Annotated in this window: 11 protein-coding genes; 9 read left to right on the top strand and 2 right to left on the bottom strand. The window is 47.6% G+C overall.

What is annotated here, in order from left to right; translation table 11 throughout:
- The first annotated feature begins 190 nt into the window (after positions 1 to 190).
- The 4 genes from MKY42_RS25570 to MKY42_RS25555 are packed head-to-tail and all read left to right on the top strand — an operon-like array spanning position 191 to position 5,341.
- On the top strand, positions 191 to 1,657 hold the full coding sequence (locus tag MKY42_RS25570; RefSeq protein ID WP_090903929.1) for a PTS mannitol transporter subunit IICBA: 1,467 nt from the start codon (positions 191 to 193) through the stop codon (positions 1,655 to 1,657).
- On the top strand, positions 1,657 to 3,762 hold the full coding sequence (locus MKY42_RS25565) for a BglG family transcription antiterminator (protein WP_339845734.1): 2,106 nt from the start codon (positions 1,657 to 1,659) through the stop codon (positions 3,760 to 3,762). Before MKY42_RS25570 ends, MKY42_RS25565 begins: the two co-directional genes overlap by 1 nt.
- The gene (locus tag MKY42_RS25560; RefSeq protein ID WP_024633110.1) at positions 3,759 to 4,193 is read left to right on the top strand and encodes a PTS sugar transporter subunit IIA; all 435 of its coding nucleotides are present in this window, start codon (positions 3,759 to 3,761) and stop codon (positions 4,191 to 4,193) included. Before MKY42_RS25565 ends, MKY42_RS25560 begins: the two co-directional genes overlap by 4 nt.
- Positions 4,190 to 5,341 (top strand): mannitol-1-phosphate 5-dehydrogenase, encoded by a 1,152-nt coding sequence (locus MKY42_RS25555; RefSeq protein ID WP_090903927.1) that lies wholly within the window; start codon positions 4,190 to 4,192, stop codon positions 5,339 to 5,341. Before MKY42_RS25560 ends, MKY42_RS25555 begins: the two co-directional genes overlap by 4 nt.
- A 52-nt stretch (positions 5,342 to 5,393) precedes the next feature.
- Here MKY42_RS25555 and MKY42_RS25550 read toward each other — a convergent pair whose 3' ends face one another.
- Together MKY42_RS25550 and MKY42_RS25545 are read right to left on the bottom strand one after the other, a co-directional pair.
- The gene (locus MKY42_RS25550; RefSeq protein WP_090903926.1) at positions 5,394 to 5,642 is read right to left on the bottom strand and encodes a cysteine-rich CWC family protein; all 249 of its coding nucleotides are present in this window, start codon (positions 5,640 to 5,642) and stop codon (positions 5,394 to 5,396) included.
- Between the two features lie 92 nt (positions 5,643 to 5,734).
- Complete coding sequence (locus tag MKY42_RS25545) at positions 5,735 to 7,747, bottom strand: DNA mismatch repair protein MutS (protein ID WP_339845726.1); 2,013 nt, start codon at positions 7,745 to 7,747, stop codon at positions 5,735 to 5,737.
- A 574-nt stretch (positions 7,748 to 8,321) separates the two neighbouring features.
- Between MKY42_RS25545 and MKY42_RS25540 the strand changes: the two genes are divergently transcribed.
- The 5 genes from MKY42_RS25540 to MKY42_RS25520 all read left to right on the top strand — a co-directional run bounded on the left by MKY42_RS25540 (position 8,322) and on the right by MKY42_RS25520 (position 15,513).
- Positions 8,322 to 10,658, top strand: coding sequence for a helix-turn-helix domain-containing protein (locus MKY42_RS25540; protein ID WP_339845724.1), 2,337 nt, complete (start codon positions 8,322 to 8,324; stop codon positions 10,656 to 10,658).
- A 283-nt stretch (positions 10,659 to 10,941) separates the two neighbouring features.
- A complete protein-coding gene (locus MKY42_RS25535) occupies positions 10,942 to 11,895 on the top strand; it encodes an ABC transporter permease subunit (RefSeq protein WP_063566889.1) in 954 nt (317 codons plus the stop codon).
- 45 nt (positions 11,896 to 11,940) lie between these two features.
- Entirely contained in the window at positions 11,941 to 12,813 is an 873-nt protein-coding gene (locus tag MKY42_RS25530) for a carbohydrate ABC transporter permease (protein ID WP_090903923.1), read from the top strand.
- Between the two features lie 64 nt (positions 12,814 to 12,877).
- Complete coding sequence (locus MKY42_RS25525; protein ID WP_179263296.1) at positions 12,878 to 14,377, top strand: extracellular solute-binding protein; 1,500 nt, start codon at positions 12,878 to 12,880, stop codon at positions 14,375 to 14,377.
- A 23-nt stretch (positions 14,378 to 14,400) separates the two neighbouring features.
- Positions 14,401 to 15,513, top strand: a complete 1,113-nt coding sequence (locus MKY42_RS25520) for a glycoside hydrolase family 88 protein (protein WP_339845720.1) — start codon at positions 14,401 to 14,403, stop codon at positions 15,511 to 15,513.
- Positions 15,514 to 15,698: the final 185 nt, after the last annotated feature.

Genomic DNA, 15,698 nt, shown 5'->3' with positions numbered 1-15,698 from the left:
TTTAAATTTAAATCTTGTCATCAACGTTCATGACGGAAGTAGGTTTTCATTTCGTTGTAGAAGATACCGTTTTCATTTACGATATGGTTGTAAATTAAGATTTATTGCAGATTTGTACCTTTGTTCGTCTGGATCATCGTTGTCAAAATTCAGTGGAATTAAGGTTTAATATGTTGAGGAGGTTTTCAGTATGAGTTCAGTGGACGCAAAGTCCGAGAAAAGCGGAGGAATACGGGTCGGCGTTCAGAAGTTTGGACGTTTCCTGAGTGGTATGGTTATGCCAAACATGGGTGCATTTATCGCCTGGGGTCTAATTACGGCATTGTTCATTCCAAAAGGATGGTTCCCTAACGCAGATTTTGCATTGCTGGTTGATCCAATGATCAAATATTTGCTGCCTTTGCTTATCGGTTACACAGGCGGTACCATGGTACACGGCCAACGTGGTGGTGTAGTCGGTGCAATTATGACCATCGGGGTTATTGTCGGCAGTGACATTCCAATGTTCCTTGGAGCCATGATAGCCGGACCATTGGGAGCCTGGGTCATTAAAAAATTTGACAAGGCTGTTGATGGCAAAATCAAATCAGGGTTTGAGATGCTGGTTAACAACTTCTCCGCTGGTATTATTGGTGGGATTTTGGCCCTTCTAGCCCTTAAAGGCATCGGGCCTTTTGTTGAAGCAATTAGCAAGGTGTTATCGGCCGGGGTAGAAGCTTTGATGAATGCTGGACTTCTCCCGCTGGTCAATTTGATCATTGAGCCAGGAAAAGTATTATTCCTGAACAATGCGATCAACCATGGGATTTTGACGCCAATTGGTACGGATCAAGCAAGAGAACTGGGTCAATCCGTATTATTCATGCTTGAATCCAATCCAGGACCTGGACTCGGCATTTTGCTGGCATACTGCTTCTTCGGTCGCGGATCAGCCAAATCTTCCGCTCCAGGTGCTGTAATTATCCATTTCTTTGGCGGGATTCACGAGATTTATTTCCCTTACATTCTGATGAGACCGATACTGATTCTGGCTGCAATGGCTGGTGGTGTAGCGGGTACATTGACCTTCATGCTGACTGGAGCTGGTTTGGTGTCAGCACCGTCACCGGGAAGCATCATTGCATACTCGTTGTTAACACCTAAGGGTGGATATCTTGGCATGTTTGCAGGGGTAGCCGTAGCTGCAATCATCTCGTTCCTCGTAGCATCTATACTGCTCAAAACAGGTAAACAGAAGGACGACGAAGATCTGGACAGTGCGTCCAACCGCATGAAGGATATGAAAAATCAGGGCAAAACAGGCAACCTCACTGTTGATAAAGACAATCGGGAAGCTGACCGTGCAGCCGATATTGCTTCTTCGGCAGTAAAAACGGATATCAATAAAATTGTATTCTCCTGTGATGCAGGGATGGGTTCGAGTGCCATGGGGGCCTCCATTCTGCGCAAGAAAATGAAGGCAGCCGGTGTGGATGTTGCTGTAACCAATACGGCGATCAGTGAGATTCCACAAGATGCCGACATCGTCATCACACAGAAAACATTGACTGACCGGGCCAAATCCGTGGCTCCAAATGCAGAGCATATTTCCATCGATAACTTCCTGAAGAGTCCTGAATATGAGGCACTGGTGGAGCGCCTCAAATCCGACTCCTGATGAGTAATATTACAAGGAGACAGCGTGAAATCGTGGAGTTCCTGCTGGAGCATCCGCATGAGGTAACTGCTGGCGATATAGCTGTTGCGGTCAAAGTAAGCACTCGTACCGTACATCGGGAGTTGCAGATGATTGAACAATGGCTTGAGCCCCTTGGTATGAGATTGGAAAAAAAATCGGGAACCGGGGTTCGAATTGATCCCGGTTCCGATGATTTGGCCGTATTGCGTCAACAACTTGAGCTTAACGAATATGTGGAGTTTACGCCCGAAGAGCGTAAACTCTTCATGCTTTGTATTTTGCTGGATGAAGCCGAGCCTGTGAAGCTGCTTGCGCTGGCCTCAGATCTGAAGGTAACCGTGTCGACGGCAAGCAATGATCTGGACGATCTGGAGCCGCGCATTCAGCTGGCTGGCTTGAAGTTGGTTCGCAGGCGTGGATACGGGGTCAAAATCAATGGAAGCGAGCTGGCTCATCGCATGGCTATTTCCGCGCTTGCTCTTGAATATCTGGATGAATCCGATTTGTTCGGTAGACAAGCGGAGCATGGAGTTTCCAAAGTAAACAGCAAGCTTCTGGAAATGATAGGGCATGAGGATGTACTTACGGTCGAAAATGCATTATGGCAGCCGGATATTGAGTGGTTGGAAAATATACCGGAGCGTCAATACATGAAGCTGCTGATCCAATTGTCTGTAGCGGTTGTGCGGATTCGCAAAGGCTTTGGCATAGGTCGGGGTACTCAACAGGACAAAAAAGACGTTGGAATGCCTCTACATGGTGAGCAGAAGGTGCCGGAATATTTAGCTTCCAGACTGTGCGGTATTCTATCTGCCCAACTTGGGCTGGAGTTTGTGAGCGAGGAGCAGGCTTATTTTCACAGGCTGCTGATTGAAATCGCGCAATCGATTCATTCCTCGCGTCTGCTGCCCGTAGACGATCTGGTCTTACTTGACATGGTTCGTTCCCTCACAGATCGGATGCAGCAGAAAACTCATTATTCGTTCCATGAGGATCGTATGCTCCGTGAAGGTCTGATTGCCCATATGGAGCCGGTGCTGGAACGAATGGATGGGCGGCAGCTCATCCGTAATCCGCTGCTTCAACAGATCCGCAAGGATTATGAATCACTGTTTGAGGATGTAAAGTTAGCGGTGCGAGAGGCTTGGCCCCATACGGATGTGCCGGACGAGGAGATCGGATTTTTGGTGATGCACTTCGGTGCTTCCATTGAACGGCTGCGTGTGCTGAAACGTGAGATCAGAGCAGTCGTCGTCTGTACGAGTGGGATCGGATCTTCACGGATGTTATCGAGCCGTCTGTCCAAGGAAATTCCCGAGATTCGGATTGTGGACAGTGTGTCCTGGTATGAAGCCGCACGTATACCGAAGACGGAATATGATCTGGTTCTCTCTACTGTGGATCTGCCGATGGATAAACATCAATACTACAAGGTGAGTCCACTGCTGACGGCAGAAGAAAGTGAACGTTTAAGGCACTTCATCAGGACAACGACGCTTCAGCGGGAACATAGCCCCCCACCTGAAGCTGAGTTAAGGACAATAGGACGAATTGCCGATCCAGTTGGACTGGAAGCAACCCTGATTGAAATCGTACAGATTATCGGCAAGTTTCAGGTGTTCCCGTTGGATAATCAGGAGATCGGATTTTTTGACACGGCCTACGCGATGTGCAGTGTTTTACATCAATCCGGTGTGTTAAATAATCCAGAAGAGATTGCCAGGCTGCTGGAGGAGCGTGAAGCGATTGGAAGCCAGAAAATTCCCGGGACTTCCCTCGCTTTGTTTCATACACGCAGTGATGGCATTCACAGTCCATCCATTACACTGTTCCAACTGACAGAGCCGCTTCTACGCACGACGGAAGACCCGACAGGTGTCAGCCATGTGCTCTTGATGCTAGGACCCAGACAGTTATCGAAGGAAAGCTTGGAGGTACTGAGTGAGATCAGTGCACTATTGTTGCAGGAAGAAATGATCACTTTACTTGAAAAAGGCAACCGGGATGATCTTATTCATTACTTGTCCCAAGAACTTGCGGGATTTTACCGCAGCAAAACCGAAATTGGAGGTATTCAAACATGAGTGTGTTAACTAAAGATAAAGTCATCATGAATGCAACGGCTCAGGACAAATACGAAGCGATTCGTATGGCAGGTCAAATTTTGAAAGATGCGGGACATATCACCGCTGAATACATTGACAAAATGCTGGAGCGTGAAGAGATTGTCTCCACGTATGTCGGCAACGGACTTGCAATTCCACATGGCACGAAGGAATCCAAATCATTCATTTTGTCCACAGGTATATCGGTGATTCAGTTCCCGCAAGGTGTTGATTTTGGGGAAGAGAAAGCGTATATGGTCATTGGTATCGCCGCTCAAGGTGGAGAACATATGGAGATCCTGACCAGCATCGCAGTCATCTGTGCCGAGGAAGAGAACATGGAAGCTTTGCGTCATGCTCAAACCGCTGAAGAAGTCATCACTATTTTGGAAAGCGAAATGGAACTATGAAGGCCCTTCACTTTGGAGCAGGTAATATTGGACGTGGCTTTATCGGGTTGATTCTGTCCCGTGCAGGCTACAATGTCGTTTTCTCGGACGTTAACCAGGAGCTGGTTAAGGCTCTAGAGCAGCGTGGAGAGTATACGGTTGAACTGGCTAACGAGGCCAAGGATCTGGAGACAGTTACCGGTGTGAGTGCAATCGATGGAACCAATCTGGATACCGTTGCTCAGAACGTTGCAGAAGCTGAACTGATCACAACCGCTGTGGGTGTGAACATTCTGAAACATATTGCTCCGGGTATTGCAAAAGGACTTACGTCCAGACTGGGAACGGGTGATGTCTTCCAGCCGCTTCACATTATTGCCTGTGAAAATGCAATTGGAGCCAGCACGCAGTTGAAAGAACATGTATATGGTCTACTTGATGAGCGTACTCGCCAGCTTGCGGATCAGTACGTGTATTTCCCGGACTCTGCCGTGGATCGGATTGTGCCGATTCAGCATCATGAAGATCCATTGCATGTACAGGTAGAGCCTTTCTATGAATGGGTTGTTGACCGTTCACAAATGGCCCCTGCATTCAAACCGGTTGAGGGTGTAATGTATGTGGATGATCTGGAGCCTTATATCGAACGGAAGCTGTTTACCGTAAACACCGGACACTGTATTGCTGCCTATATTGGATATGTGAACGGGTATGATACGATTCAGAAGGCTATTGCCGATGAAAAAGTCAAATCCATCGTATATGGTGCCTTGCAGGAAACCGGAGCTGTTTTGGTGAAGCGTTTTGGATTCAATGCCGACGATCATCAGTTGTACATTGCCAAAATATTGGAACGGTTCGTTAACCCGCATCTGACGGACGAAGTAACTCGTGTAGGACGTTCGCCGCTGCGGAAACTGTCCCCGAATGATCGTCTGGTTCGCCCGGCTCTCCAGGCTTACGAGTATGGAACGGAGACAACACATTTGGCAATGGGTATGGCGGCTGCTTGCAAGTTTGACATTTCCGAAGACCCAGAAGCAGTGGAACTCCAGACTACGATCCAGCAAAAAGGGATTGAAGCAGCACTCAGCCAGTATACGTCCATGGATGAGAGTCATCCTGTACTGAAGCAGGCTGTAGCGCATTATCAACAAATGCAGAAGTAACGGTCTGTATTTCAATACAAAATCATATCGATAGAAGAAGAGCCTCACAGGGTTAACTGTGGGGCTCTTTATTTTGCTCTTTCTTCTTTTTATACGTATCCAGACATGCCTCGCAGATGCAGGACTTCCTGCGCTGTTCTGCCGGAATGGGGTCAAATACCCCTTCTGGGAACACAGCCCGGTTACACCAGCATTCTGAATGAGGACGACCAGCGGCATAGGAGCAACCATTGGCCTCACCGCATAAAGGACATACAAGAACTTCTGGAGTGACTTTCTTTGTATCCTGCTCAACAGACATACGAGTCTTCCTTCCCCGATAAATTTCTAACCACGAACGATCGACAGGTTTATTCAAGTATAGCAACTCAATCCATTATATCAATCCTGTGGTTATTCTTCAGGGGGCAATTCAATCTTCAATCCTTCCACATGCTTGCGACTCATCAGTTTGCGTTTTTTGCGGTTCTCTTTGGTCTCCAGCACGATGTCGAGGTCATAGTCGTCGCCCGGATAAAGTTCCTGTGCAGAAATATGCAAAGTCAGGCGTTTCTTGTGAATTTTGACTTTACGTCCACGCAGCATGACTCCGATATTTCCGCGACTGTCCTCCACATCACAGACGATGCCTGACTGGTTCAGATAAGCTGCATAGACGCGATCCCCTTTTCGGAATGCTTTAACAGGGGCGGTGGGTTCTAATGTTTCAGGCCGATCAGCAAATTTCTTTTTTGTTCCAGTCTGTACGGGCGGACTGACAGGTTTCATCATGTTCCTTGTTTCATTCAATCGTTCTTGTTCAACCGTGCTGTTTGTTTGTGATGACGTTGAACTTACATTAGGCACGGATGGAGAGGAGATGGAAGAGACACTTTGCGGGACACCCTGATCTGAGATGAGCTTGGATCGCTCAATAATGCGCTGTGGCATACCCAATTTCAGTGCAATGGAGTAGGCATAGCTGTCCCCGGCTTCTCCGATCCGCAATCGATAAAGAGGTTGAAGAGAGACCGTATCGAATTCCATTCTTGCATTCTCAAATCCAGGCGTGGCTGCAGCAAAATGTTTGATTTCCCCAAAATGGGTTGTAGCGATAACGGTAGCTCCACGGCTGTGCAGCTCCTCCAGCATGGCGATCGAGAGTCCCACTCCCTCACCGGGATCGGTACCGGAGGCCATCTCGTCAATAAGCACAAGCGTCGATGAATCGGCTTGCTCCAGGATGCCAATCATGTTGCGAATATGTGCAGAAAAGGTACTAAGTGCTTGCTCCAGGCTCTGTCCATCACCGATATCCACAGCAATTTCATGATACACGGCCATCTCGCCATCTTCAGCGACAGGCACAAGCAGACCGGATTGCATCATCAATGTCAGCAGACCCAATGTTTTGAGTGCAACCGTTTTGCCACCCGTATTCGGCCCTGTAATGATTAGTGAGGAATACGTCTGACCAATTGCAAAATCAAGCGGAACCATGGATGCGCCCATAAACGGATGGCGGGCATGATGAAGCCGAACCCGTCCATTGGCATTGACACGTACAGTCCGTCCGTCCATGGTCGCCGCATATTTCGCTTTGGCGAACAGGAAATCCAGAATTCCTACCGTTTCCGTGTTTAGTGAGATTTCTCGATTATAAGACTCTGCAAGAGAGGTTAAGTCACCGAGTATTTTCATCTCCTCCCGTGATTCCTCGGCTTGCAGTGAAGCCAGCTCCATTTGCAGACCTACTAATTCAGCAGGTTCAATATATACGGTTTGGCCACTTCCCGATTCATCCAGCACACTGCCTTTAACGTGTTTGCGGAATTCTTTCTTAATGGGCAGCACTGTTCTTCCACCACGCTGACTAATCACATTTTCCTGCATGATGGAGCGGTGTTTGCTTATTAGCGAATCCAGCTTGCGCTTCATTCGTTCCTCGTTCACCGTCATTTTTTTACGAATACGTATCAGCTCCTTGCTCGCCTGATCCTGAATGCGTCCACTATGGATACAGCGTTCAATCTCGCTCAGCAGGGATTCCATCCATATCATGGATGAAGCGTAGCGACTTACTGTGGGTGCCACTTCGGATTTGCCTTCCATGTATTTCATCAGCTGTGCACAGCTGCGCAGAAACTGGGCAAGATGGCTGAAATCACGTTCCGTAAATAAATAACCGGTACCTAGCAGATCCATAATGGTCTCCATGCCATCCAGTGATGGAATGGGCACACTGGCGCCGTTACGAATCAAAGCAGCCGCTTCAGCGGTCTCTTCCAGACGCATTTGAATCTGAGGAGCGTCCACCATTGGCTTCATGTCTCTTGCGTAACGTTTGCCTAAATAGGATAGGGCACAGGCGGCAACGTTTTTTTGAATTTGGGGATAACCCAGACTGGTTAACGTTTTTTCATTCATGCTTGATCTCTCCTTGGATATAAAATGGAATTTCGGTTAAAGCGATGGAACATATTCCTGGAAAACGCAAAAAGGGCGGAGAATGAACAAACGTCATTCTCCGCCCTTAACGTACGGGAAAGTAGGGCCCGTTATAGGTCTATACAAAAAAATCCACGCTGAACACAGCGCGGAAATAGACCCGGACAAGTACAATCCCGGAGGCGATTTATGATATCCGCTGTTCTTAACTAAGTACAGGGTAATGGCGCATCATGAAACACACGTATGCCACAAGGCACAAGTGAATCGAAGGCCAAACTCCTGAATATGAAACTTGTTAGTTAAGAACGCTCACCGACATCAAAATCTCTCCTTTGATTGAGGAATATGCATTCAATATAAACTGGAAATTGCCTTGAAGTCAACCTTCAAGAATAAATAGTGGACTTGAATAACAATGGGTTTTAAAATAACAATAGTAAATTAATCCAATGAAAGCGATATTATACATACGTTTTGCATTCGATCGGGAAGTGATTTCGAAATCGTTCTCGTTCAAATCACGCAAAATGCACAAAGGAGGATGCTCTATTTGCCTAAATACCTGCTGCGTTTGCTCTGTTTTACGATGATTCTCGGAGCCCTTCCGGTCATTGTTATTGGTTCAGTCTCCTATTCGATTGCTTCACGTGACATTGAGCAGAAGGTGCGGGAGAGTAATTTGCAGATTCTGCATCAGACCCAAATGCGGGTAGAACAAGTATTGCGCAGCCTGCAATTATCGTCCATCCAATATGTGAATTCTCCCTTGGTATTACAAGCGATGAAAAAACCGCTGGACAGCAGCGAATTTCAGGAAATTCGTGATCTGACTTCCGGATTTAATAATCTGCAATCGGTTACAAATATCGATCAGGCCTACCTTGTGAATCTGGATGAAGACTGGGTTGTTTCGATGCGATCCTTTGGAAAATTGGATGATTTCAGTATTCGGGACCGGATAGGCTCTTATTTGAAATATACAAACAGCCTGTTCTGGGTAACGCAAAATGTGAGTTCAACCAAAGAAAGTGTGTCGGGATCGGCGGAAGTTGGTGAAGCGACACCAGAACACTCGCCTACCCTTATTTCATCCGACAACGTGGTCAGCATGGTATTCAAGATTCCGATGATACCAACGAATGTGAAACCCAAGGGATTTCTGGTTATAGACATAGCCGATACAGAGCTAAGTACATTTCTAAGCCGAAATCCGAATTCAGGGGATATGTACGTCCTTGATCGGGAGCAGAAATATTTTCTCAACGATACAGAACAAGATGGGAAATACGACACGCTGAATCAGGAAATCCACGAAAAGGTACAAACGACGGGACAGTCGGAGGGTTTCTTCAGCGCAGAGGTGGAAGGAAGCCAGGTGGCGGTTAGCTACAGGCAGTCCCCACTTAATGGCTGGTTGTATGTATCTGTTGTATCGCTGAGTCAGATAACCGCCCAGTCGCAGAAAATTGCATTGGTTACAGGTGTGGCTACGCTGGTCATGTTATGTTTAACGGGACTAGTAGCCTTTTATGGCAGTCGCAAGATGTACTCTCCCATTTCCAGACTTCTGCAGTTTACGAAAGGACTGGATTCTCCTATGGCTCCGTCGGGACGCCGCCAGGATGAATTTATATACATTGAAGAGCGATTATCGACCTTGTTCAGCTCGGAGAAAACGATGCGTGAGCAGATGAAGGGCCAACATGTTCATTTGCAGGAATTTTTTATGACCAAACTGCTTACAGGCAAAATATCGGAAGATGACTTCAGATATCAGGGTCAGTTATACGATTTTCCAACCTCATGGTCTAGACTTGGGGTACTTACACTTCAGATTGATACTCTTGAAGGGACAAGATATGAAGAGCAGGACCGGGATCTGCTGCTGTTCGCGTTAAACAATATGGTCGGTGAGCTGCTGCCCTCTGAGATTCGTTTCGCACCTGTCATGATTGATGACGCCCAGGTTACGGTATTGGCATCCGTGTTGGATGATGAAGTACAACTAAAAGAGTGGATGCACACTCAAGCGGAATTGATTCGTGAGCGGGTCGTGACCTATCTGAATCTGCCTGTAAGTATCGGTATTAGTCGCTCCTATTCTGCAATAGGTGATTCACCAAGGGCTTACCAGGAGAGTCGTGAGGCGCTGCAAGGCAGGGTAAGTCTGGGCAGCCGTATTATTTTGCATTATGAGGATATTCAGCCGCGCGGTCAGACGGAGGCAGCGTTATATACACAGCTCAGGATGATTGAAGACCAGTTGGCTTCTGCACTCAAGCAAGGGGACGAGGAGAAAACCGATGTGTACTTTAAGCAATACCTCGGTCTGCTCGCAGACAAGAAGCTGCACTTCAGCGAATACCCCGTTATCATGGTTCAGCTGTTGTCCCGTGTGTATCAGCTTGTTCAGGAGCAGGGTGGGAATGTTGCGGAAGTGTTGGGCGAAAAGGCCTCTATGGCTCGACTGCTGAAGTTGTCCACATTGGATGAAATGACGAACTGGTTCCGCAAATGTTTATTTCAACCCGTCATTCGATTCTGGCGCGAACAGGAAGAGTCTCAATATTTGAATATTGCCCGGCGCATGATTCGGCTGATCGAAGAGCGATATGATCGCGAATTGTCGCTGGAAGCTTGCGCAGAAGAACTGAATTTTCATCCGGTTTATTTGAGCCGTGTGTTCAAGAAGGAGGCTGGTGTGAACTTTACGGAATACCTTGCCGAATACCGGATGGAAAAAGCCAAAACCTGGCTGCAGACGACCAATCTGAAAATATCGGAAATTGCCGAGAAACTCAATTACACCAACCCTACCGCTTTTATCCGTACATTTCGTAAAATTACGGGAACCACCCCCGGAAAATACCGGGAGCAGCAGCGATAAAAGAAACCTGCTCTGCCTGCCATGGCAGGCAGGTTTTTCTTTGTTTCAGGGTCAGCCTTTATTCTGCGTTTGCAGCAGAGTTAAGACAGGAATATCGGAGGTTAAAAGTGGTTCATTCAGGGGAGCAGCCCAGAATTACAAATGCCTTAAACCCTTGCTGCATAAGGGAAAACAAGAAGCTAAAACGAGACGATAGCCAGTTACCCGTTTATCCTCCACAATGAAGACATGAATTCAGGAAGTGATATTTTGTAATCGTTTCCAATGTGGGGAGGAAGACACTATGAAAGCCGAAACGGCGGCTCGGACACGACCCGCTACCCGCAGTGACAAAAACCTGCTGTGGAGGGACATCATCAAAAACCGGTGGCTCTATATTATGTTGATACCGGGCGTGCTTTACTTTGTTATTTTCAAATACATACCCATGTACGGCATTACGATGGCTTTTCAGGATTACACGCCTTACAAGGGCATTCTGGGCAGCGACTGGGTAGGGTTCAAGCACTTCCAGCGTTTCTTCGGGGAACCGCAGTTCTGGACTTTATTCCGGAATACGTTTTTGTTAGCGATTTATAATATGGTGTTCTTCTTCCCGCTGCCAATTGTATTGGCACTCATGATGAATGAAGTTCGCCGTGAAAGGTTCAAACGCTTTGTTCAGACGCTGGTATATGTTCCGCACTTTGTTTCCTGGGTTGTTGTGGTTGGTGTGTTCTACATGCTCTTCACAACCGAGGGTGGAGCTATTAACGAATTACTTTATAACCTGACGGGACAAAAAGTAGCTTTTCTGCTTGAGCCCGGCTGGTTTCGAACCATGATTGTTGGACAATCCATCTGGAAAGAGGTAGGCTGGGGCACGATTATTTTCCTGGCGGCACTCTCCGGTGTAGATACACAGCTCTATGAAGCTGCACGGATGGATGGTGCCAATCGCTGGCGTCAGACATGGCATATTACGCTGCCTGCCATACGCAGTACAATCATTATTTTGCTCATTCTGCGTCTAGGTAACTTCCTGGATACAGGCTTTGAACAGATCTTCCTGATGCTCACGCCGACGAACCGGGATGTGGGTGAGGTATTCGATACCTACGTCTACACCAAAGGTCTCACACAAGCACAGTACAGTTATAGTGCTGCTGTCGGTTTGTTCAAGTCGGTGGTCGGACTGGCGCTTGTATTGGGTGCCAACACGATGGCCAAAAAATTCGGGGAGGAAGGCGTCTACTAACACTTGACAGCAGACGTTCTTCACCAGACAGGAGTGAACATTAAGATGCAACAGGATAAAACGTGGGGCAATCGGATCTTTGATATCCTCAATCATGGCTTGCTGTTATTGATCGGAATCGTGACCGTTATCCCGTTCATTTATATTTTGGCCGTCTCGTTTACTAGTCCTCATGAAGTGGCCAAGGGAGGATTCATTCTTTTCCCAAAAGAATTCTCCCTCGCTGCTTACCGTTACATCTTCTCTACAGACACATTGATTCGCAGTCTGGGTGTATCCATTTATATCACCGTAATAGGAACACTGCTTAACCTGTTGTTCACGTCGCTGATGGCGTATCCGCTCTCCAGAAGATACTTGCGTGGACGTCAGCCGATCTTGCTGGGTGTACTGTTCACCATGTTGTTCAGCGGCGGGATGATCCCAACCTACTTTGTCGTAAAATCATTGCACCTGACGGATACATTATGGTCTTTGATGCTGCCTACCGCCATTAGTGCGTTCAACCTGATCGTACTTAAGAACTTCTTCCAAGCCATTCCGGACGAACTGGAGGATGCTGCCAAAATCGATGGATGTAACGATGTGGGCGTATTGTTCCGTATTGTTCTGCCTTTGTCGATGCCAGCAATGGCTACATTCTCTCTCTTTTACGCGGTGGCTCATTGGAACAGCTTCTTCAACGCTGTCATTTATATCAACGATAGTGAAAAGTGGCCCGTACAGGTATGGTTGCGGGAAATTGTCATCCTGGCTCAGAGCCGCATCGGGGACACCAGTATCGAAGAGACTGAGATTCAGCCGCTCACTATTCGCATGGCCGTTATTGTGTTCTCCACGATTCCAATCATGCTGGTGTATCCGTTCCTGCAAAAGCACTTTGCCAAAGGAGTGATGCTGGGATCGGTAAAAGGTTGAAATTGCACCAGGTTGAACATCAGAACGGGTTATCGACTGTATAAAAAGGGGAGGTTTTCGTTTAATGAAAGCAACAAAAAAGAAAGCCGTAGCTGTCTTGAGCACACTGGCATTGGTAACAGGCCTGCTGGCAGGATGCGGATCGGATGAAGGTCAGGCTGCCGAGGGCGGCGTGCAGAATGTGTCCATTGCAATAGCACAGGTGGGCGACGTACCGAGCAAAGGCAATGAGGTCCAGCAAAAGATCGAGGCGTATACGAACACCAAGCTGGACATTCAGTGGATTCCGGCTTCGGCTTACAATGACAAAATTAATGTCATGATTGCATCCAGCGATATGCCCAAAATTGTGAAAGTGCAGTATAACCCGACCGTAACCAGTGCGATGCGTAACGATGTATTCTGGGAAGTTGGACCTTTGCTGAAGGATTATAAAAATCTGTCTGCACAGAACGAGCGTTTCTTTGACAATATCAAGGTGGAAGGCAAAATCTACGGGGTACCCGTATTCTCTGATATTGCTCGTGCAACGGTGATTTACCGTAAAGACTGGTTTGATAAGCTGAATCTCAAAGTACCAACGACACCGGATGAATGGTATGAAACGATCAAAACGCTGGCGACCTCCGATCCGGATGGAGACGGTCAGGATAATACGTTTGGACTAATGCTTTTCAAAAAGTATAACGAGGATCAATATTCCTTCACTACACGCCTTGGTGTAAGTTTTGGTGCACCAAACAAGTGGAAGGTAGAAGATGACGGCAGTTTTACGCCGGAATTCATGACACCGGAATATATGCAGGTGCTGGATTTACTGAAACGTTTGTATAGCGAGAAACTGCTGAATCAGGACTTTGCTGTATTTGACTCCACAGAAGCGGAGAAGAAATATGATACAGGGGTTGTCGGCATGCGTATCGGTGTCGCCCAGAACGGAAAGAGCCAGCAAGAGCGTTTGTCCAAGAATGACCCGGATGGCGTAGTAGACATTGCCGGTTTGCTTGGCGTGAGTGGTGACCGTGTAGCGGGGCAGACGGGTAACTCCGGTATTCTGGCCTTTCCGAAAGCGACGGTAAAATCGGAAGACGAGTTGAAAAACCTGTTGTCTTTCCTGGATAAATTGATGGACCCGGAGATGGCGACGCTGCTAATGCGTGGTATTGAAGACAAACATTACAAGAAGGCTGGCGAAGACCAGGTAGAGATGAGCGACTTCGATGCATTCCAGCGGGAAGTGAAGCCATATCGTGATAACTTGCCTTACGTGGAAGGATACAATGTGCCGAAATTGAAAGATACCGAACTGGGTGAGAAGGGGACGGAACTTGCCAAAGAATTGGCGGAACATGCTGTGCCAAACCCTGCATTAACTTTGTATTCGCCTACTTATGGCGATCGTGGGGCAGATCTGGATCAGATGATTGCAGATGCGCAGACCAAATATATTATGGGCAAGATCGATGAAAATGGCTGGAAACAGGAGATCGAGAATTGGGGCAATGCGGGCGGTACCAAAATTCGTGAGGAATATGCCGAAGACTACAAAAAACAGGCTGAATAAAAAGCCGGAAGCGGAGGAACATCATGAAAGAAACACTGCAATTCACACCGGTACGGATGGCCGAACAGTTCATGGAAAGTTATCGCAATCATGAGTTGTATCCGACCTGGCATTATGAAAATGGTTGTCTGCTGAAAGCGCTGGAAGAGCTGTACATCCATACTGGAGAACAGAAATATTTCGACTACATCCGTGAACTGATGGATAACTTCATTCAGGAAGATGGCTCGATTCGCTTGTATGCGGTCGAGGAATATAACCTGGACCAGATTAACCAGGGGAAATCGCTGTTCCTGTTGCTGGACAAAACGGGTGAAGAGAAATACCGTAAAGCCGCGGATTTGCTCATGGTACAGCTTAAGGGACAGCCCCGGACGAGTGAAGGCGGATTCTGGCACAAGAAAATCTATCCGTTCCAGATGTGGCTGGATGGGCTGTATATGGCCACGCCGTTTCTAACGCAGTATGGTGCGGTTACTGGCGAGGAGAAGTGGTTTGACAAGGCGGCATTACAGCTGCTGCTGGTGGAGAAACGTACACGTGATTCACGCAGCGGTCTGCTGTACCATGCCTGGGATGAGAGCAAGGAACAGCGCTGGAGCTCGGGAGAAACCGGGTGTTCTCCGCATGTATGGAGCCGGGCGATGGGCTGGTATGTGATGGCAGTAGTGGATACACTGGATCATCTGCCTGTAGATCATGAGCAGCGGGGTCAGATCGTAGGGATTTTCGAACGTGTAGCGAATGCGCTTGTACATGTACAGGACCAACAGTCCGGGTTATGGCCTCATTTGCTCGATCAGCCAGGGCGTGAGCGTAATTATTTGGAGGCTTCGGGAACCTCAATGTTTGTATATGCACTGGCGAAGGGCGTACGTAAGGGGTATCTGAGTGGCAAGTTCAAAGCGATCGCAGAAAAGGGTTATCAGGGTTTGCTGCTGCATCTGCTGCAAACGGACCGTGAAGGTGTATTGTCCCTGACGCAGTGTAACGGCGGGGCAGGGTTGGGCGGTACCCCGTATCGTGACGGGTCATACGAGTATTATGTGACGGAATCCATTCGGATCAATGATCCGAAATCGGTAGCTCCATTTATTTTGGCAGGAGTGGAGATGGAACTTTACAAGCCCAACTAACATGTACATGAGAACGGAGAGGACAGAAATAACCTGAGGAAGCGAAGCGTTCGCCTAAAAGCTTTCTGAAAGAAAGCTGCATCGGAAGCATACGCTTATCACCGGATTTTCCCTTCTGAAGAAGGGAATCAAAAAAATCTGGGGATAACAGCGATCAGAAGGTTGTTCTGTCATCGGAGTGCTTA

Origin of the sequence: Paenibacillus sp. FSL W7-1088 (assembly GCF_037969855.1) — a bacterium.
Taxonomy (GTDB): Bacteria; Bacillota; Bacilli; order Paenibacillales; family Paenibacillaceae; genus Paenibacillus.
This window is presented reverse-complemented; position numbering and strand designations above follow the sequence as displayed.